Genomic DNA, 21,500 nt, shown 5'->3' on the forward strand with positions numbered 1-21,500 from the left:
GGGGTTTTTCATCAAACAAGGTGTAAATTTTATGCAAAATCAACTCATTGATGATCTATTCCCCCTTTATTGACGAAAACATCATCCATCAATAAAATTGGAATTAGTAATCCCCTGAAAAACCATCCATTAAACAGTTCTTTTTTTTGAAAATTTCATTGTATAAAAAACCAAACGAATTGTTAAAATCTTAAAGATTATTCGTGTCACAATACCATTTAATAGTATATTGAACATATCTATATTAGGATGTTTGTATAAAAAACCAGTGTTTTCTGGTCAAAGGAGGCGCCATTTAAATTGAGCAAACAACAATTGATTATTAAGGAATTAGAGAGTTTAGTAAGTAACTTTGTATATTTATAAAATCATTTTAACAAACTTTTACTACTCTCAAAATCTCTAGAATATAAATAAGTAGAAAGTTAAACACAACTATCTTGAAGTTCATACCCCAAATAGCATTTGTTTCTAAGAAAAAGTATACTTATTTATCAGATTCGTTTTTGATAAATCTTATAGCCTTTTTCTTGTTTTTTGCATCTTGTCTTGGACAAGAAAATCTAAATTTCATTCATTTTGATCAAACTTTTAGTGGTGATTCTAAAATTGCTGAAGGTCCTTTAGGGTATATATGGATTATTAATCCTAGTGGAATTTATAAATATGATGGTTATACCTCTTCTTTTATACCTCATCAACAAATATTTGGTGATAATTTTTCGAACGACAGACAATTTTTCTTAAAAAAAGATACTCGTGAAAATTTTTGGGTTTCTTCATTTCATGGTGAGTTATCCAAATTAGAAGTTCAAGAAGGAATATATACCTCATATAAAGATAGTCTTGCATTCGGCAAAAAAAAAGCGCAAATCTCTTCTATAGAATCAAATAAGGATCAAGTTTGGTTTGGGTCTGCAAAAGGAATCCTTTACAGATACGATTATAAAACCTCTAAGATAGATAGCATCGCTGCGCTTCCTGTGTTAAAAAAACTACCTCAAAAGATCATCGATATTACTTTTACCGATGATAAAATATGGGTTAGTACCACTCACGGGCGTATTTATAATTATTCTATATCTACTGGTACTATAGAAGAATTAACCTGGCCAGAAATTAATTATTTTCAAAATATCAGGATAACTACTGATAATAAAGAAGCTCTTTGGATTTTTACAGAACACGGAGGTATATTTAATTATAAACCTACCGGTGGTTATGAAAAAAAAATCATAAAACCGGAAAACTCTGTGAGTACATCAAAAAATATTATGTTCCTTACGGTTTTTCGGGATCGATCTGGAATAATCTGGGCAGGAACCGATGGAGATGGCCTTTATAAAATAAACCCTGAGGATAATACTATATCAAATTATAAGCACGAAGAGGTAAATAATCTTTCTATAAGTAATAATACGATTACTCATATTAATGAGGATTCTTATGGTAATTTATGGATTGTATTAAAACAGGGGTTAATAAATATCTTACCTAAAAACAACCCAAAAATCCAATATTACAATGGATTAGAGAATAATGCCCCAATGCGTATTTTATCTATGCTAAAATCTTCTGATGGGTCATTATGGATAGGTACGGACGGAAAGGGGCTGAATAGAATTTTTCCTAACAATGATAAAATCCAGTATGATTTAACTAAGAAAGAAAAACATTTTTTTAAAGGACGGTACATTCAGAGTCTTGTAGAGGATAGTATAGGAAATATATGGATTGCGACTTATCTCAATGGCTTATGGGTTTATGATATCCGTAGAGAGGTCTTTACTAAAATTAGAAAAAACGATCCAGAAAAAAGACCTCCATCAGATGTTCGCTACTTGTTTAAGGATTCAAGAAACCGAATCTGGGCAACATCAAACCGTGGTATCCAGGTTTTTTCTGACAATCAGGAACAATTAGCCTTTTTTGATTATCAATCAAATGGTGCTTTTGGAAAGATATCCTCTAGTATCACACAAGATGAAAATGGTACTATATGGGTTGGTATAACGGATGGTGGTTTATTTAAATTTAATGAAGATGTCAATAATCTTGACAACTCTTATTTTACCAGAGTAAACTATTATGAAAAAAAAGATAATGATCTTCTTAACTATAATATTAATTCACTCACTGCAGATTATAATGAGAATTTATGGATTTTACTCACTTCAAATGTCTTAATAAAGTATAACCTAAAAGACGGTACATTCATAAATCATGCAGCACATAATAATTTAAAAGATATAAAAATTGTTTCTTTATTGATCGAAGATCCTGAGAATTTATGGTGTGGCAGTAATAACGGAATACATCATTATAACACAAAGGCCAATACGATAAAGTCCTATTATCAAATCGATGGGTTACAAAGCAATATTTTTGTTCGAAAAAGCTCTTACAAGGATAAGGAAGGAAAATTTTATTTTGGGAATAACGACGGGGTAAATGCATTTTTTCCTGATCAAATAAATCCCAAAGAAACATCATCCAAACTTTATATAAATACTATTGAGATTCTTAATCAACCTGGGCAAAAGTTGCTTAAAAACCAACTAAGTGGCAGTATCGAAAACGTAAAAAAAATAGATCTAAAAGCCAATCATTCTTCTTTCTCTTTTCAGTTTTCTGCAGTTGGTAATTTATTAAACCCTAATTATCATTACGCATATCGTTTAAAAGGCTTTGACCAGGAATGGATAGTACCCAAAAAAAACCGTATAGCCAATTATACCAATATTCCTTCAGGCAGCTATACATTTGAAGTAAAAGCCGGTTCAAAAAAAAATGAATGGAATATAGAACCCGTTTCAATTTCATTAAATATTAAACCACCATGGTGGAAAAGTCCTCTTGCATATACCTTATATCTAGTTCTTATTTCTTTATTGACCTATGGTATCATAACATGGTTACGTTTAAAAAACAAGTTAGCAAAAGAAGAATGGCAAAACAATAAGGAAAAAGAACTTTATGCATTAAAGATGAACTTTTTTGCAAAGATGTCGCATGAAATACAAACGCCTTTAACATTAATTCTGGGTCCCATAGACGATATGCTAAATAGAGCAGAAAACAACAAAAGTCAATTGCTGAGACAACGTTTGTCTATGATCAAAAATAATGCAAATCGCTTATCCAGAATTGCAATGGAATTAATGACGGTAAGAAATAAGGAATTAGGAAAGCTAAGAGTATTTGCGTCAAAAAATGATCTTATAGATGATTTAAAAAACATAGCTACCTCGTTTGCAGAACAAGCACGTTTTAAAAAAATAGATTTTATACAAGAATACCCTACAGAAGAGGTTATTATATGGTATGATCAGGAAAAAATAGAACATGTTATTTATAATTTATTATCAAACGCATTTAAATTTACACCTCGAGAAGGAAGTATTACTTTAAAGGTTAACTATGATTCCATTATCGAAGGCGTTAAAATATCGGTTATAGATTCGGGTCCTGGAATCCCGAAAGAAGAACTAAATCATATCTTTAAACTTTTTTATCAATCAGAATTAGGCAAACATGTCAAAGGGCATGGTATTGGTCTAGCACTTTCTAAAGAATTAATATCTCTGCATCACGGGAAGATTGATGTCTTCTCTTCTCAGGAAAATGGCACTTCATTTATTATTAGTCTTTGCACAGGAGAAGATGTTTTTTCTAAAGATGAAAAGATATTTTCAGAATCCTCAAAACAGTTATCGCAAGCCGTATATCAAGAAAAAGTAATTACTTCTATAAATGAATCAAAATCATCACAAGACAATGAATATACTTTACTAATTGTCGAAGATAACATCGAAATGCAAATATTTTTACGTGATGTTTTATCTAATACTTATAATTTATTAATTGCAGAAAACGGTAAGCAAGGTATTGCCTTGGCAGAAAAACATAATCCTGATGTGATTATTAGTGATATTATGATGCCGGTTATGAATGGAATAGAAATGTGTAAAACTCTCCAAAAAAAGAAATCCACTTCTCATATCCCTATCATTATTCTTACTGCCAAAAATAGTACAAAAACCAAAATTGCAGGATTAAAATCGGGAGCTATTGAGTATATTCAAAAGCCTTTTAATTTTCACGAGCTCTTACTCAAAGTGGATAACCTGATCACTAACAGAGATAATATTCTTTCTAAATACAGAACCGATTCTATATCAACTCCAAGTGAGGTTTTTATAGAATCAAAAGATGAGATTTTTATGAAAAATCTGGTGGAAGAATTAAGCAAACAATTAGAAAATTCTAATTATAAATTAGAAAGCCTTTCTAAATCGATAGGTATGAGCTATTCTGTAATTTATAGAAAATGTCAGGATATAACTGGAAAAACATTAGTCGATTTCCTTAGATCTCTAAAACTTAAAAGAGCCGCTTTATTAATTATAGAACATCAGTATAACATTTCTGAAGCTGCATTTATGGTAGGATACAAAGACTCTAAATATTTTACCAAATGTTTTAAAGATGAATTTGGTATACCACCAGCATACCTTAAAAAAGAAGTGAAAAATAGAGAAATCGAAGATTTGCTGAAACAGTACGACCTAAAAAGAACACCTTCTTGAATCTACAATATTTAATATAGAGTTCTTTACCATCTTCTTTTACAAAGTCATCATAAAAACTGCACTCTCATTCATTCACACATCCAAGGTATCCATTTGTAAAAGAATCTTGATTCATTACATTCTCAACTATTAATTGAGATGTATAATATCCTAATAAACAATAGTTTCTTATCTCAACAAGGAAGTTATAAATTAATACGGTTTTACTTTTACCTTCGAGAATGATTATAGAGGTGTGGTCCAATTCTTCAAAAATAGCATCTTGTTTATCTCTGGATATATTAAAATACACATCTAATAATGCGCGAAATTCTTCTCTGCTTCCTTCTAAAGGAGGTTTTTTATATATTTTCTGAAACGAGTTTGTAAAAGCTCTACTTCCTTTGTCAAATAAAGCTTGTTCTTTTTTAGTTTTAGTTTTTCTGATCATTATATCAATAAAATGAGATAGCTGTACATCTAACCCTCCTGGAGTTTCTGAAATAGGAAGAATGCAATCTACTAAATGATCTATCATATATTTTTGAGTTTCATCTAAAAAAACAAGATCTAAAGATTTCTCTTTACCACTGCAAGAGCTTAGCACATTCAATATAGTAGGGGCTGTGATAGTATACCCTAATGATACTGATATATTTTTTATAGCTTCTCTCCTATCCATATACATTATTAAGTTAAAACTTATTATTGTTTAATTGTTCTACAGCGTGATTTGCAGCTCTGGCCGTTAATGCCATATAAGTTAATGAGGGGTTTTGATTACCAGAAGAAGTCATACAAGCTCCATCTGTTACATAAACATTAGGCACACTATGTATTTGATTATACGCATTTAGTACAGATGAGTTTGGATCCCTTCCCATACGAGCTGTTCCCATCTCGTGTATTGCAATACCAGGATGGCAAGGCTCATCAAATCCTTTTACTTCTGCAAAACCTGCATTGGTAAGCATATTAATGGCTTCTTGTTGCATGTCTTCTCGCATCAAACTTTCATTCTCTTTAAACTCACAGTCAAAAGTAACTGTAGGTAAACCCCATTCATCTTTTTTTTGATAGTTCAAACTCATCTTATTATCATGATATGGTAAACATTCGCCAAAACCTACAATACCTATTCTCCAATGACCAGGTTTTAATAATTCTTTTTTCAATTCTTCTCCATAACTTAATTCTTTTATCGCTCGTCTCCAGTTAGTTCTACTAGCACTTCCCTGGAAAGAATATCCTCTCAAAAATTTATGTGTAGGCTCGTTTTTAGTTACATTTCTAAATCTAGGTATATGAAAACTCGCAGGTCGCATACCTTTATAATTCTTATTTTCAAACCCTTTAACTATGGCTCGGGCACCAACTTTAAAATGATGATCCATAAGGTTATGCCCTAATTCTCCACTATCATTTCCCAATCCATTTGGGAATCTTTCTGATTTAGACTGCATTAAAATACTGGTAGAAGCAACTGAAGAAGCACAACAAAAAATGATTTTTGCAGAGAATTCTATTTTTTCTTTAGTCAACCGATCTATTATCCTTACTCCTGTGGCCTTTTTTATTTGATCATCGTAAATGATCTCATAAGCAATAGAGTTAGGTCTTAATGTCATATTTCCTGTTCTTTCTGCTGCAGGAAGAGTAGAAGAATTACTACTAAAATATCCTCCAACAGGACATCCTCTCATACATCTATTTCTATACAAACAACTTGATCTTCCTTCATGAATATTATCACCAGTTAAATTTGCAAACCTACCTATCGTTAAATATCGATTATCGTATGTTTTTTGTATTTGATTTCTAAATGCTATCTCTACACAATTTAAATCCATGGGAGGAGAGAAATACCCATCCGGGAGATGAGACAATCCTAATTTTTCTCCAGACACTCCTATAAACTGTTCTACCTTTGTATACCAGGGATCTATATCTTTATACCGTATAGGCCAATCAATTGCAATACCTTCTTTCTTATTAGCCTCAAAATCAAGGTCGCTTAATCGCAACGCCTGTCTCCCCCAAGTTAGTGACCGTCCTCCTACATGATATCCTCTAATCCAATCGAATCTCTTTTCTTCATTATAAGGATGATTTAGATCATTTACAAACCAATGTTTTGTGGTTTCATTAGTAACAAAACCTGTTCTGTGTTGTATTTGTTGTTTTTGTATTTGTTCAATACTTGGTATACCTCTAAACTCAAAATCCCAAGTATCCATATTTGCTGTTGGATAATCTTTGACATGTTCAACCATTCTACCTCTTTCCAGAACCAAGGTTTTTAAACCATTTTCACAAAGCTCCTTTGCCGCCCAACCTCCTGAAACACCAGTACCTATTACAATTGCATCATATATATTTTTCATTAACCTTTCTCTGAAATACATTAAAACACAAATAAAACAATTATTTACTTTTTTATAAGGGGGTTTTATTGTGAAAAAGGTAGGTATATTAATGAATAAACACCTTAATCGAAGAAAATAAACCTGTTTTAAAAAACTAAGATGTATCTAATTTTTAAATTTATGGTTAATGATATATTCTTATCCTTTTGGAATAAAACAGCTAATAATGGAGTGTATTATATGAAAATTATCTCGAGGAGTACTAACAAACTTACTCTGGTAAGAGGAAGATAATTGTTTTTTTTCGAAAACAGGAAACTACCCATAAATTGAACATAACAATTATGCTTACTATATTTTATGGGTAGTTTCTGGTTTTTAAAAATTATATTTTGTTTAAATTATTGACCATTGCTATCTTCAACAGATCCATTTAACTCAATAAGAGGATCTTCAGTAATCGTAGAATCTATTTGTTTAAAACGTTCTTTTTTTAGATAAAACAAAGAGCTTGCCAGGTCTGGGTATTTTTTTCTTAATTGAACATACTCTGGGTTTATAGCATGCTCACCCCAAATTCCTAACATCAATTTTAGGTTTTCTTCATCTTCAGGATATTGACCTTTATCATCTGTTTCATTTATCCAGGCGTCTAAAACATTTGCATATTCTTTTATTACTTGAGCGTATTTAGGATCATCTGCCAGATTATTTAGCTCAAATGGATCTTCCCTAAGATTGTAAAATTCTTCTTTGGGACGATCATCAGACATAAACCTATCCTGAATTGTATCCAACTTATTTTCAGCATGTAATTGATGCATTACCTTAACAAAATCGATACCATCTACATCCATATACGTGGGTTGTGTATAAGGTCTATCGGTCATAAAATTACGTATATACTTAAATTCTTTTGAACGTACTGACCGAATACGATCAATAGTAAAATCACAGCGATCTCTGGTAGAGATAACATACTCCCGTTTATCTTTAGGGTTAAACATATTTTTACCTTCCATATAATCAGGTACAGGAATATCTGCTAAGACTAATGAGCTGATTCCCAAATCAAGCCCGCTTATTAAATCAGAATTTTTAATCCCAGATGAGATTTTGTCATTACTTTTAGTAAAATCTGCTATAATCAAGGGTACTTGTAAACCACCATCATATAGAAATTGTTTATTTCTGGTTAAGCGCATACCGTGATCCGAAAAAAAGAAAACAATCGTATTTTTTAGTAAGTTACTCTTTCTTAGTTTTTTGATAATATCCCCTACTTTTTCATCTGTTATCTGGATAGCATCAAGATGATTTCCATACTCTTCAATAACAACCGGATGGTCTGGTAAGTAAGGAGGGAGTTTAATTTTAGATCTATCTACTGGTGTTTTTACTCTTTCTTTAAAGGTTGAAGAAAATATCTCCTTCCCTCCATATAGTTGTATTTGTCCAAAGAAAGGTTGTTTATTTTTTAAAGTTCCTAAATCTAGTCGCTCACCGCTTTTTCCATATAATGGATGCATGTAAAAATTCTGATCATATAACTCTCTCCTGTTATACACAAAATTATAATCGTCTTTACCATTGTTAAATGTAAAATATCCCGCATTTTTAAATAACTCTGGTATTGTTTTTAAGTGATCTGGTAAATAAATAGCTGATTCTTTTGTTCTGGAACTATGGTGATTATGTGTTCCTGTAGTTGTAGACATAACTCCTGTAATAATACTAGAGCGACTTGCAGAACATACCGGTGCTGGCATATACACATTTGTATATAACGTACCTTTTTGGGCAAGACTATCTATATTTGGGGTTTGAATTAACGTTTCTCCATAACTACTTAAAAGTGGTGCGGTATCTTCTAAAAAAATCCATAAAATATTTGGTTTTTCTTTCTTCTCTTCAGTTTTAGAACCTTGCCTTTTATCTACACAAGATAATACTGTAAGTATTAGTAGACAATAACTTATTACTTTAACCAAGTTCATTCTCAAAAATTGATTCATTTTACTCTCGTATATTTTCTTAAAGTTTATTAAACTTGATAATTCCAGATGGTGGCACTTCAAACGAAGTAACCCCTTTATTAAGTTGAATCTCTTTAGTTTTTTTCAGATTACCCAAGCAATCATAAATTGTATATGAATATTTTTTACTTTCTCCTTTTACATCAATCACAATTCTTGTGGTAAGCTTGGCATTTACTATATCCTGTTTGATACCTGTATTCATATCAAAATTTACAATTCTGTCATCATACACTGCGGTTATCTTTTTTTGAGAATTCTCGCCTTCTATTAAAGGATAATTTTGCTGAGGGTTATGTGGATAAAACTGTCCTTCTAAAAGCACATCTCTATTTTCTAACCAATAATTGGTGTAAAATTGAATCATTTTGAAATGCTCTTTGGGCACATCTCCTAATCGTACTGAAACCTGAGGTACAGAAAACAGTACATTTAAAAATTGAAGAGCCGCTGTTTCAACAGGTTCATCATAATGCCACATCAACATATCTGCATGTACTGCTGTTTTACCACTAATCAATCTTAAATCTGTTGTTTCTACCCTGTTAATCACTGCTACATTTGGGCAATCTGATGCTCGCAACATATTTCCATATTTTTTCATTAACGGCCCAGTATAAGGTTGTCTAAATTCTACCAAGATATCGAGCTTTACTTCTCTAAGAGAAGTCATCAAATCAGTCATCAATTTATCTGTAGCTTCATTTACCGATGCATAATCTCTACCATTTTCTGCAGTAAGTTCTGTATCTTTTTCTGCACGAAATCTACCTATAAAATCTAATTTAAATCCATCGAGATCCCAATCTTTTACAGCTTTTATATAGGTGTTTATAATAAATTCTCGAACCTCAGGATATCTTGGATCCAATACATAAGTACCTTGCCCATTCCAATACGTCAGGAACTTACCTTTCATTTGTTCATATGCTTTGGATTTTTCGCCTGCAAAAGGAACCGCATACCACAGTATGAATTTCATACCTAAATCATGAACTTTTTGCACTAATTCTTTTAACTCCGGAATACGTTCGGGTTTCCAATCACCAGTATAAGCATACCCTCTATTACTATCTAAGGTTTGCCATCCATCGTCTACAATTACGGTTTCATATCCCATTGCTTTAGCTTGTCTGCATTCTTTTAAAATAGATTCGCTGCTCACATTTTGATGATAACTATACCAGGTAGAATACACAGGTAATTTTGCTACTTCTGGAACCAGAGCCGGTTTATATATTTCAAAAGATTCCCACCAGGAATTAACTTCTTTAAGAGCAGTTGCATAATTAATTGAACGTGTATCTAATCGTAATTGAAACGAATATTGAGTAACTTCTTTATGCTTTTCTGTAAACAGTTTAATTTCATTATAAATCATCCCATTCTCTTCTCTTACCGCTGTACTCGAAGTTACAGTACTCAATGCCTCTGATACGGCAAATGTTTGTCGATTTATATCGTTATATCCAAAAAGAGAAATAACAGGAGAATGCCTGGCAAGCATTGACTTTACTTTTGCTGGTCCCCAGTCTGGGGTTATTGTTTTATTCATAAAAGCTCTTGTGCTCCAATACCCAGCTATGTTGGTAGAAGGAATAGCCCATTTTAAAGATATATTTTTGGGCACAAAAGATTCATCTGATTTTAATGTAATCTTTGCTATTTGCAAATCATTACTTATCTCTTTAATATCTATTATTATATTATATTCTTGCGTAGGATAAGTGAAATCTATTGTGTTTTCTGCAAGAGAAAAGGTCTTTTTAAAGCTTTGAGCATTTATAGTAAGGAAGACACAGAACATAAAAAGAAATAATGCTTTTTCTTTGCTATGTTTTTTTGCTAATCTTTTCATACCCTTTTTTAAATTTAAGATTAGATTAATCAATCATTATTAAATCATTTATCAAAACAGAAAATTAAGTTAAAACAACTTAAATCACGTTATCAAAACAAAGTTTATATTAACCAATCTTCTTATATCCAAGTAGAAACATAGGATATATTAATATCATTTAATCTAAAACGAATATTACTTAAATCAATTCAAAAAAAATGCTTCTCAGAAAAAGAGAAGCATTTTTAATATGTGTTGTTATTGTTAGATATTATTATCTAACAACCTTTTTACCTTTAAATTTCCATTCTGTAATACCACCATCTAAATCATAAATCTTAGTAAAACCTGCTTTTTGCATATATGCAGAACATTTACCACTTCTACCACCACGACCACAATATACCGCAACAGGCTTAGACTTATCTACTCTAGATATAAGTTCTTCAAAATTTTCATTTCGGAAATCGATATTAAGAGCACCCTCTATATGTCCATCTGAATACTCATCAGGAGTTCTTACATCAATGAGTTGCACTTTTCCCATATCTAATAATGAATCCATTTCTTCTACAGTAATAAGATTCACAGCAGCATCAGCGACTACTTGCTTTTTACAACTAAAACATAGTATTGCAAAAAAAGTAATTATTAAAAAGGATTTGCTCTTTATCATAGGCAATTATTCTTCTATTTCTCCGTCCCAATCCATAAAACCTCCTAATAGGTTGTATGTAGTTTCGAATCCCATTTGATTCATTAAAGTACAAGCTTGAGCACTTCGTGCACCCGAACGACAATACACATAGTAGCTTTTTGATTTGTCTAATTTTTCAAGTTCATCAAGAAAACCTTGCCCTTGACGAATATCAATATTAAGCATATTAGGAATATAACCGTCTTCTACTTCTTCTTCAGATCTTACGTCTAAAATGATTGCATTGGTGTCATTGGCTATACCTTTTTGCCATTCTTCTTGTGTGATGTCTTCTGCCATTATTACTATAGTGTATAAAAATTGGACTCTTTTTATTTATATTCCTTACAAATATAAGAGTCCAATTTTTAATTATATTATGCTATTGAAGATTTTTATCTATTAAAATAAGGTTATGCTTTAATACTACAACCAATAGCTCGCGTTGTCTCTACAGGAACCTTTTCTCCTTTAAGCAAAGCGTTTACAGCATCTTCAACGTATTTTTCTGTCGCCGATGAAGCATCTTTATAGTTATTATCAATAGCACCGATATATCTTACTTTATTACCATCAGAAGTTTTTTCAAGAATGTAAACGTGTGGTGTTTTAGTTGCTCCATATTGTGGATATATTTTTTGTCCATCATCAAACAAATAAGGAAAAGTAAAACCTTTTTCTTTTGCTCTTTCCTTCATATGATCAAAACTATCGGTAGGATACGCTTTAGGATTATTAGGGTTAATTGCAATTACTGGATATCCTTTAGTTTTAAATTTCTTATCAAGCTCAATGATTCTATCTTCATATGCTACAGAGTATGGACAATGATTACATGTAAAGATTACAATAAAGCCTTTTGCCTCTTTGTAATCTTTTAAAGATACCATAGAATCATCTATATTCTTAAGCTTAAAATCCGTTGCAACATCTCCGATAGCATACCCACCTTTTACGACGGGTGATGAAACCTTGTTTATTGCAAATGCACTGATAGCAATCACAAAGGCGACCCCTACCAGAATTTTTAAAGTTTTCATATTTTCAGTATTAGCGTTTGTTTGTATTAAATTCTTCAAAAATATGCTTTTACAGCATCTTTTTTAGTTCTTTTTCAAGTTCATTATAAGTAAACGATCGTTCATAAAATTTACTTGTTCCTCCTTTATAAATAATAGTTGCTGGTATTGATCCTGACCAATTTTTATCGACTTTGGGTATCCAATAATTTGCATCGGGGTCATCCAACAAAACAATTTTACTTTCTATATTCTGTTTTTTAACAAACGGAATTAATTTGGTTTCTACTTGTTTAGGTAAATCCAAGCTCACTAAAATCACTTCTACCTTATCGTCTGGATATCTACTATTAATTAACTCAAAATATGGTAATTCTGCTATACAAGGTTTACACCAGGTCGCCCAAAAGTTAATAATTCGTGTTTTTCCGTCATCAATAGATAATAATGGTTTAAAGCTGTTAAAGTCATACACGGGTATTTCTACACCTCTACTTTTAAAAACTTCGGTAGCATCTAACGTTACTTGTTGCTCTCCTTTGCAACCCAAGAATAATGTTATCAACCCAATATATAAAATGCATCTCGCCATATGACTAATTTATCAAAACCGTTAATCAAGCAAAAGAAAATTAACAAGGTTTCTAGGTTTTATCTAAATATTTTCAAAAAATTTTAAAAATACTCAATCTTTAATTTATATCATTTTGTGAGGCAATAATACTATTTAACAAAACCTAAGAACTGAACTTTAACAAAGAATTAATACCAATTTATATTTTTTAAAGCGTTAGCCTCTATACATTTGTATATACAAATATTGTACAGACAATTGAATATAGAAAAAGCGATAAAAACAGAAATTACAATCCCAATCCCAAGAAAGGCGATTATTAATCTATTGTATACAGAAAACTGGATTAGAGAAAAAATCAATCTAGAATTGAAAGTTTTTGATATCTCTATTCAACAGTTTAATGTGCTTAGGATTCTTAAAGGACAAAAAGGAAAACCAGCGAATCTATCTACTATTCAAGAAAGAATGGTGACCAAAATGAGTAACACTACCCGTTTAGTAGACAAACTCATTAAAAAGAACCTTGTCAAAAGAGTAACCTGTCCAACTAATCGTAGAAAAGTAGAAATTTCTATAACAGATGAAGGCAATTCATTTCTGGAACAAATAGCTCCAACTATGGATAATTTTGAAAAAGAAATTACCTCTAACCTTTCTAAAGAAGAACTTGTACAATTAAACGACCTATTAAACAAACTTAGAAGTTAAATACGTAATCACATTTACAAAACCATTAAATCTTTAAATCATGAAAATTAGAATTAAATCATTAATCTTAGCTTTAACACTAATAGCTACTGCATCAACTTATGCACAGCAAAAAGAAATAAAAGCTTCAGAAAGTTCAATTAACTGGACTGGTAAAAAAGTAACTGGAGCGCATACAGGAACGCTTAATTTTTCCAGCGGATTCTTAACTTTTGAAAACAACAATTTAAGCGGAGGAGAATTTACCGTTGATATGACTTCACTTGCAGTAACTGATCTTCAGGGAGAATACAAAACTAAGCTTGAAGGGCATCTTAGTTCAGATGACTTCTTTGGTATTGCTAACCATAAGACAGCTAAGTTAGTTATCAAAAAATCCGAAAAAATCAAAGGTGGTTATAAAGTTACAGGAGATCTTACTATCAAAGGTAAAACTAACCCTATCACTTTTGATCTTCAAGTAAACAGAGGTTCTGCAAAAGCTACTCTAAATGTAGACAGAACAAAATATGGTATCAAATATGGTTCGGGTAGTTTCTTTGATAATTTAGGTGATAAAACTATCAACGATGAATTTGAATTAGCCGTAAATTTAAAAATGTAATTTTTTATTATTCAGAATTATAATTAATTTATATATTTGGCTCATTAAAAGAAACAAATGAAATTAATCTTAACAAATAATTGGTGGTGGTCTTCTCGAAACGAAAGTGTCGTGAGATAGCTCCTATTATTATGTTAAGTAAACATATCAAAGGCTTGTCAAATCACGACAAGCCTTTTTTTTGTTGGTCATTAAAAGGGGTTATAAATTAAATTATTAAAGTGTAAAATGAGTTACCAATTAACCACACATTTCAAAAAAATCCTGGCAGACACTATTACTCCTGTGAGCGTTTATTTAAAAATTCGAGACAGGTTTCCTAATAGTTTACTTCTGGAAAATAATGATTATCGAGGAAGTGAAAACAGTTTCTCGTATATCTGCTGTAATCCAATTGCCAATATCAAAATCGAAAATGAAATTATTTATCAATCTTTTCCTGATAAAAGTGTTACAGAGACTCCTATAACAGAGGATACTAATATTCCTAAAGTTATAGAACAGTTTGCTCAACAATTTGAAACATCAAAAAGTAATTTCAAGTTTATAAACACAGGGCTTTTTGGATATATATCTTATGATGCAGTGCGTTATTTTGAAGATATTGATGTTACTAAAAAAGAAGGAGCATTAAATATTCCTGATATGCAATATACCGTATATCAAAATATTATTGCTATCAGTAATTTCACCAATGAAGCTTGCATCTTTGCACATTGCTATCAAACCGAAAGTAATATAGATGAAATCGAATCCTTATTAAAAGTCAAGAATTTTGCCTCTTATAACTTTAACATTACAGGAGAAACCACTTCTAATCTAAACGATGAGCAATATAAAGAACACGTAACCCTGGCAAAAAAACATTGCCATCGAGGAGATGTTTTTCAACTCGTATTATCAAAAAGATTTTCTCAAAAATTTAAAGGAGATGAGTTTAACGTATATAGAGCTCTGCGTAGTGTAAATCCTTCACCGTATTTATTCTACTTTGACTATGGAGATTTTAAAATATTCGGAAGCTCTCCAGAAGCACAACTAGTGGTTAAAGATGATATCGCCGAAATCCATCCTATTGCAGGAACTTTTAAACGTACCGGAAACGATGAACAAGATGCAGAACTTGCCAAAAAATTATCAGCAGATGAAAAAGAAAATGCAGAACATGTAATGCTTGTTGATCTTGCCAGGAATGATCTTAGCCGTAACGGAAATAATGTAACGGTAGATACCTATCGAGAAGTTCAATTTTACTCACATGTTATTCACTTAGTAAGTAAAGTAACAGGAAAAAAACATAAAGACACTTCTACAATGCAAGTAGTAGCAGATACTTTTCCGGCAGGAACTTTAAGTGGTGCACCAAAACATATGGCTATGCAACTTATTGAAAAGTATGAAACTGTAAATCGTGATTTCTACGGTGGCGCAATCGGTTTTATGGATTTTTCTGGCAATTTTAATCATGCCATTATGATTAGAACTTTTTTAAGTAAAAATCACGAATTACATTGGCAAGCCGGAGCTGGATTAGTTAATGAATCTAATGAAGAAAACGAATTACAAGAAGTGTATAACAAGTTAGGAGCGCTAACCAAAGCGCTAAAACTAGCTGAAGAAATATAAAGAGCTAAAAAACTCTTACTGAATACAATGAAAAAAATATTAGTAATAGACAACTACGATTCGTTCGTATATAATCTGGTTCATTATCTTGAAGATTTAGGCTGTGAAGTTACTGTAAAGCGTAATGATCAATTAACACTGGAAGAAGTAGCTCCATTTGATAAAATATTACTTTCTCCTGGACCAGGAGTTCCCGAAGAAGCAGGATTGCTCAAGGATATTATAAAAACTTATGCCGATACCAAAAGTATTTTGGGAGTATGCCTGGGACAACAGGCTATAGGCGAAGTTTTTGGAGGAAACCTTATCAATCTGGACGAAGTTTACCACGGTGTTGCTACTCAAGTGAAATTATCAGTAACAGATGAAACCATTTTTGATGGTCTCAATAATAGTTTTGATGTTGGTCGATATCATTCCTGGGTGGTAGCTGACAAAGATTTACCATCCTGTCTGGAAGCCACTTCTTTTGATGAGAACGGACAAATTATGTCTCTACGACATAGAGAATTAGATATACGCGGAGTGCAATTTCATCCAGAATCTGTTTTAACACCTGATGGTAAAAAGATGTTAGAGAATTGGATTAAATCCTGATTTATAGTTAAGGTAATCAGCAAAACTCTAAAATTCAATCAAGTAAAATCATAATAGGTTTCCGATTTTAACGGAAATGGCAAGAAGAATACTAAAATGAAAAAATTACTCAACCGTTTAATCAATCACGAGACCATCTCTAAAGAGGAGGCAAAACGTGTTCTAGTCAATATTTCTAAAGGAGATTATAATCAAAGCCAAATCGCATCATTTCTCACAGTATATATGATGCGTAGTATTACTATAGAAGAGCTGGAAGGATTTAGAGATGCATTACTCGAGCTTTGTGTAGCTATAGATCTTAGCGAATATAATCCTATCGATCTCTGCGGAACGGGTGGTGACGGAAAAGATACGTTCAACATTTCTACTCTTTCTTCTTTTGTTTCTGCAGGAGCAGGAATCAAAGTAACAAAGCATGGTAATTATGGAGTATCTTCAAAATGTGGTAGTTCTAATGTGATGGAATATTTGGGTATTAAATTTAGTAATGACAAAGACTTTTTAAAACGAAGTATTGATGAGGCAGGAATTTGTGTGCTTCATGCCCCTTTATTTCACCCTGCAATGAAAAATGTTGCTCCTATACGTAGAGAATTAGGCGTTAAAACTTTTTTCAATATGCTTGGGCCAATGGTAAATCCAGCTTTTCCTAAAAATCAAATTGTTGGAGTTTTTAACCTTGAGCTTGCAAGAATGTATGGCTATTTATATCAAAATACAGATAAAAACTTCACGATTATTCACGCATTAGATGGTTATGACGAAATCTCGCTTACCGGAAGTACCAAAACAATTTCGCATACAACAGAAGGAATGCTAACTCCACAAGATTTTGGAGTTTCTGCATTAAAGCAAGAAGATATCACAGGTGGTGATTCTATTTCAGAATCGGCAGAGATTTTTATGAATATCCTTAACGGAAAAGGAACTGATGCTCAAAACAATGTAGTTTGCGCCAATGCCGGAATGGCAATTGCAACAGTTGAAGGATTACAACCTAAAGAAGGGTTCGAGCGCGCAAAAGAATCTTTACTATCAGGTAAAGGATTAACAGCATTAAAGAAAGTTCAGGAATTAAGTAAAGTGTCTTAAGGAAATCTGAAAATAAAATTTTACATAAATCATAATTAAAGAGATTCTGAAAAAAGTTCAGAACTAGAATAATGAATATACTAGATAAAATAGTAGCCGATAAAAGAATTGAAGTTGATCTCAAAAAGAATCTAATTCCTATTCAACAATTAGAAAAATCTGTATTATTTGATCGAAAAAATAATTCTTTGGCAGAAGCTTTGCGTAATAGTAATACAGGGATTATTGCAGAGCATAAACGAAGATCTCCGTCTAAGGCAGTGATTAATCAAAAGGTAAGTGTTCAGGATGTAGCAAAAGGATATGAAGATGCTGGAGTTTGTGGTATGTCTGTATTGACTGATGGTAAATATTTTGGAGGTTCTCTCGATGATCTGTTATTAGCAAGAGCATCTGTACAAATTCCTTTACTCAGAAAAGAGTTTATCATAGATGAATATCAATTATTAGAAGCCAAAGCTTATGGAGCTGATGTTATTCTTCTTATTGCAGCAGTATTGAGCCAGGATGAGATCAAATCATTATCAGAATTTGCAAAGAGTCTATCTCTGGACGTGTTATTAGAAGTTCATAACCTCGAAGAACTTAAAAAATCCATTATGCCTTCTATAGATATGTTAGGAGTAAATAATCGCAACCTTAAAACTTTTGAAGTCAGTACCGATATTAGTAAAGAGTTAAGCAAACACATTCCTGATGATTTTGTAAAAGTATCAGAAAGCGGTATCAGTAGTATCAAAGCTATACAGGACTTGCAACAATATGATTATAAAGGTTTTTTAATAGGTGAGAACTTTATGAAAACTGAAAACCCTGGTGCAAGTGCCATAGATTTCATAAAAACGTTACAGTCATGAAACTCAAAGTTTGTGGAATGAAATATCAGGATAATATAGAAGCAGTTTCTGCATTATCACCTGATTATTTAGGATTTATTTTTTACGAAAAATCCTCTAGAAACTTTGAAAGTCATATCCCATCAATACCATCAACCATTAAAAAGGTTGGAGTATTTGTAGACGCTTCTCTTGAGTTTATTTCTGAAAAAGTAAAACAATACAATTTTAGAGCCATTCAATTACACGGAAATGAGTCAGCTGATTTCTGCAAAAAGTTAAAAGAACTTTATCCATCGGATCCCAATTCAGGAGATGATAACCAAATAGAAATCTGGAAAGTATTCTCTGTAAAAGAAGAATTCGACTTTGACAAATTAAAACCATATGAAGGTATTGTCGATTACTTTCTTTTTGATACTAAAGGAAAAGAAAAAGGAGGAAACGGATATACATTTGATTGGAGCTTACTAAACAATTATTCATCTAATACTCCTTTTATATTAAGTGGAGGAATAGGGCTTGACGAAATTGATAAACTAAAAGATATATTCGAAACTGATTTACCAATTTATGCTATCGATGTAAATAGCAAATTTGAGATCAAACCCGGATTAAAAAATATAACCGAGATAGAAAAATTTAAAAAACTTGTCATTCCTGGCTAGACCGGAATTTAAAAACTATACTATGAGTTATCAAGTAAACGAAAAAGGATATTACGGAGATTTTGGAGGAGCTTATATTCCAGAAATGCTTTACCCCAATGTAGAAGAACTTCGAACAACATACCTGGAGATTATGCAGACTCCTTCTTTTAAAGAAGAATTTAATCAACTTTTAAAAGATTATGTGGGTCGTCCTTCTCCCCTATACTTTGCAAAGCGTCTTTCAGAAAAGCACAATACACGAGTATACCTTAAACGAGAAGATCTCAATCATACCGGAGCCCACAAAGTCAATAATACGATTGGGCAAATTCTGGTAGCTAAAAAATTAGGCAAAAACAGGATTATTGCTGAAACTGGAGCAGGACAGCACGGAGTAGCTACAGCTACAGTTTGTGCCCTTATGGGTATCCAATGTATTGTATATATGGGTGAGATTGATATCAAAAGACAAGCTCCTAATGTTGCCCGTATGAAAATGCTAGGTGCAGAAGTAATACCTGCAAAATCCGGAAGCAAAACCCTAAAAGATGCTACCAATGAAGCTATTCGAGATTGGATTAATAATCCTATAGACACCCATTATATAATTGGCTCTGCTATCGGGCCACATCCCTATCCGGATATGGTAACAAGGTTTCAGTCTATTATTTCAGAAGAAATCAAATGGCAATTAAAAGAAAAAGAAGGAAGAGAAAACCCAGATTATGTAGTAGCCTGTATTGGAGGTGGTAGTAATGCTGCGGGTACTTATTATCATTTTCTAGATGAACCCGATGTAGGAATTATTGCTGTAGAAGCAGCTGGAAAAGGAGTCAATAGTGGCGAGAGTGCTGCTACATCTCAATTAGGAAAAGAAGGTATTATCCACGGATGTAAAACATTATTAATGCAAACTCCAGATGGACAAATTACAGAACCTTATTCTATATCCGCAGGACTAGATTATCCAGGAGTTGGACCTTTACATTCGCATTTATATAAAACTGGACGAGGAGAGTTTTTCTCAGTAACTGATGATGATGCGATGGCTGCAGGATTAGAGTTATCCCAATTAGAAGGTATAATCCCTGCCATAGAATCTTCTCATGCCTTGGCTGTTTTCAACGATAAAAAATTTAAACCTGATGATATTGTAGTGATTAGTCTTTCGGGACGTGGAGACAAAGATCTTAACACTTATATTGATCATTTCGAACTATAGTAAATCTGCTTTTTTGTTAAAAACAGAGTCAATAAAATTTATAAACTAATATCAAAAATGATAAAATGTCATTTTCAATGAATAGAATAAATCAAAAACTTTCGGAAGATAAAAAATTACTATCTATATATTTTACCGCTGGATACCCATCATTACATGATACTAAAAAAATCATACAAGATCTTGAGAAAAGCGGCGTAGATATGATAGAGATTGGATTGCCATTTAGTGATCCTCTGGCAGATGGACCTACCATCCAAGAAAGCTCTACAGTTGCCTTAAAAAATGGAATGACTACAAAATTGTTATTTGAGCAACTTAAGGACATTCGTGAAACTGTCAATATTCCACTTATTATAATGGGATATTTCAATCCAATGATGCAATATGGTGTAGAAGCATTTTGTGCAGAATGTCAAGAGATTGGTATTGATGGATTAATCATACCAGATTTACCCGTAGCAGAATATCACGAACATTATCAAAAAACCTTTGAAAAATATGGATTGATCAATGTATTCCTGATTACTCCACAGACATCTGATGAACGCATCCGGTTTATAGATGATGTATCTAACGGTTTTATCTATATGGTAAGTTCGGCAAGTACTACAGGAGCTAAAAGCTCTTTTGGAGATGTGCAACAACATTATTTTGATCGTATTGCTAATCTTAATCTAAAAAATCCTCAAATTGTAGGATTTGGTATCAGTAACAACGAAACCTTTAGACAAGCAACAAAAACAACTAAAGGAGCAATTATTGGGTCTGCATTTATTAAACATCTTACCAATAACGGAGTGGATGATATTGATGATTTTATAAAAAGTATTCGATAGATAATATTAGAAAATTCTAATCTAAAAGTTATTAGTATTTATATATTTAACTATAACTAATTAAGAGTATGAACTACAAGGATTAGTTTGAAAAAACCGTCAAATTGAGTGATTTTTTGAAGTGAAATGAAGAAAATCACTCGACCTGACGTAAATTTCCTTAAGTCGAACTCAAGTTCATAATTACAATGATACAATGATGATATTAATCTTATTC

General features: G+C 32.0%; 18 protein-coding genes. 10 read left to right on the plus strand and 8 right to left on the minus strand.

Annotated features, from left to right (window positions below):
- Window positions 1-440 precede the first annotated feature (440 nt).
- Complete coding sequence (locus tag U0D62_RS01080) at window positions 441-4,589, plus strand: hybrid sensor histidine kinase/response regulator transcription factor (protein ID WP_322193336.1); 4,149 nt, start codon at window positions 441-443, stop codon at window positions 4,587-4,589.
- A 67-nt stretch (window positions 4,590-4,656) separates the two neighbouring features.
- Here the strand turns inward: U0D62_RS01080 and U0D62_RS01085 are convergent, their stop codons facing one another.
- The 8 genes from U0D62_RS01085 to U0D62_RS01120 form a co-directional block, all read right to left on the minus strand.
- Window positions 4,657-5,253, minus strand: a complete 597-nt coding sequence (locus U0D62_RS01085; protein ID WP_322193337.1) for a gluconate 2-dehydrogenase subunit 3 family protein — start codon at window positions 5,251-5,253, stop codon at window positions 4,657-4,659.
- A 13-nt stretch (window positions 5,254-5,266) separates the two neighbouring features.
- Complete coding sequence (locus U0D62_RS01090; protein WP_322193341.1) at window positions 5,267-6,955, minus strand: GMC family oxidoreductase; 1,689 nt, start codon at window positions 6,953-6,955, stop codon at window positions 5,267-5,269.
- Window positions 6,956-7,338: 383 nt separating this feature from the next.
- The gene (locus tag U0D62_RS01095; protein ID WP_322193342.1) at window positions 7,339-8,952 is read right to left on the minus strand and encodes a sulfatase family protein; all 1,614 of its coding nucleotides are present in this window, start codon (window positions 8,950-8,952) and stop codon (window positions 7,339-7,341) included.
- Window positions 8,953-8,971: 19 nt separating this feature from the next.
- Complete coding sequence (locus U0D62_RS01100) at window positions 8,972-10,831, minus strand: glycoside hydrolase family 36 protein (protein WP_322193345.1); 1,860 nt, start codon at window positions 10,829-10,831, stop codon at window positions 8,972-8,974.
- A 256-nt stretch (window positions 10,832-11,087) separates the two neighbouring features.
- Window positions 11,088-11,489, minus strand: a complete 402-nt coding sequence (locus U0D62_RS01105) for a rhodanese-like domain-containing protein (protein WP_322193346.1) — start codon at window positions 11,487-11,489, stop codon at window positions 11,088-11,090.
- A 6-nt stretch (window positions 11,490-11,495) separates the two neighbouring features.
- Window positions 11,496-11,810 (minus strand): rhodanese-like domain-containing protein, encoded by a 315-nt coding sequence (locus tag U0D62_RS01110; RefSeq protein WP_322193347.1) that lies wholly within the window; start codon window positions 11,808-11,810, stop codon window positions 11,496-11,498.
- A 113-nt stretch (window positions 11,811-11,923) separates the two neighbouring features.
- On the minus strand, window positions 11,924-12,550 hold the full coding sequence (locus tag U0D62_RS01115) for a thioredoxin family protein (RefSeq protein WP_322193349.1): 627 nt from the start codon (window positions 12,548-12,550) through the stop codon (window positions 11,924-11,926).
- 49 nt (window positions 12,551-12,599) lie between these two features.
- Window positions 12,600-13,121, minus strand: a complete 522-nt coding sequence (locus U0D62_RS01120) for a TlpA disulfide reductase family protein (RefSeq protein WP_322193350.1) — start codon at window positions 13,119-13,121, stop codon at window positions 12,600-12,602.
- A gap of 240 nt (window positions 13,122-13,361) precedes the next feature.
- Between U0D62_RS01120 and U0D62_RS01125 the strand changes: the two genes are divergently transcribed.
- The 9 genes from U0D62_RS01125 (at window position 13,362) to trpA (ending at window position 21,283) form a co-directional block, all read left to right on the plus strand.
- Window positions 13,362-13,814, plus strand: a complete 453-nt coding sequence (locus tag U0D62_RS01125; RefSeq protein ID WP_322193351.1) for a MarR family winged helix-turn-helix transcriptional regulator — start codon at window positions 13,362-13,364, stop codon at window positions 13,812-13,814.
- A 40-nt stretch (window positions 13,815-13,854) separates the two neighbouring features.
- Complete coding sequence (locus U0D62_RS01130; RefSeq protein ID WP_322193352.1) at window positions 13,855-14,418, plus strand: YceI family protein; 564 nt, start codon at window positions 13,855-13,857, stop codon at window positions 14,416-14,418.
- A 228-nt stretch (window positions 14,419-14,646) separates the two neighbouring features.
- Window positions 14,647-16,044 carry an anthranilate synthase component I family protein gene (locus U0D62_RS01135; protein WP_322193353.1) on the plus strand — a complete coding sequence of 466 codons (1,398 nt, stop codon included), beginning with the start codon at window positions 14,647-14,649 and terminating at the stop codon, window positions 16,042-16,044.
- Between the two features lie 27 nt (window positions 16,045-16,071).
- Window positions 16,072-16,641, plus strand: coding sequence for an anthranilate synthase component II (locus tag U0D62_RS01140; RefSeq protein ID WP_322193354.1), 570 nt, complete (start codon window positions 16,072-16,074; stop codon window positions 16,639-16,641).
- Between the two features lie 96 nt (window positions 16,642-16,737).
- Window positions 16,738-17,736 (plus strand): anthranilate phosphoribosyltransferase, encoded by a 999-nt coding sequence (gene trpD / locus U0D62_RS01145; RefSeq protein ID WP_322193355.1) that lies wholly within the window; start codon window positions 16,738-16,740, stop codon window positions 17,734-17,736.
- Window positions 17,737-17,807: 71 nt separating this feature from the next.
- The gene (gene trpC, locus U0D62_RS01150) at window positions 17,808-18,593 is read left to right on the plus strand and encodes an indole-3-glycerol phosphate synthase TrpC (protein WP_322193356.1); all 786 of its coding nucleotides are present in this window, start codon (window positions 17,808-17,810) and stop codon (window positions 18,591-18,593) included.
- On the plus strand, window positions 18,590-19,240 hold the full coding sequence (locus U0D62_RS01155; RefSeq protein WP_322193357.1) for a phosphoribosylanthranilate isomerase: 651 nt from the start codon (window positions 18,590-18,592) through the stop codon (window positions 19,238-19,240). Before trpC ends, U0D62_RS01155 begins: the two co-directional genes overlap by 4 nt.
- Before the next feature lie 22 nt (window positions 19,241-19,262).
- Window positions 19,263-20,444 carry a tryptophan synthase subunit beta gene (gene trpB / locus U0D62_RS01160; protein ID WP_322193358.1) on the plus strand — a complete coding sequence of 394 codons (1,182 nt, stop codon included), beginning with the start codon at window positions 19,263-19,265 and terminating at the stop codon, window positions 20,442-20,444.
- Between the two features lie 77 nt (window positions 20,445-20,521).
- Complete coding sequence (trpA, locus tag U0D62_RS01165; protein ID WP_322193359.1) at window positions 20,522-21,283, plus strand: tryptophan synthase subunit alpha; 762 nt, start codon at window positions 20,522-20,524, stop codon at window positions 21,281-21,283.
- Window positions 21,284-21,500: the final 217 nt, after the last annotated feature.

The sequence above is a fragment of the Aquimarina callyspongiae genome, from assembly GCF_034322225.1.
Taxonomy (GTDB): domain Bacteria; phylum Bacteroidota; class Bacteroidia; order Flavobacteriales; family Flavobacteriaceae; genus Aquimarina.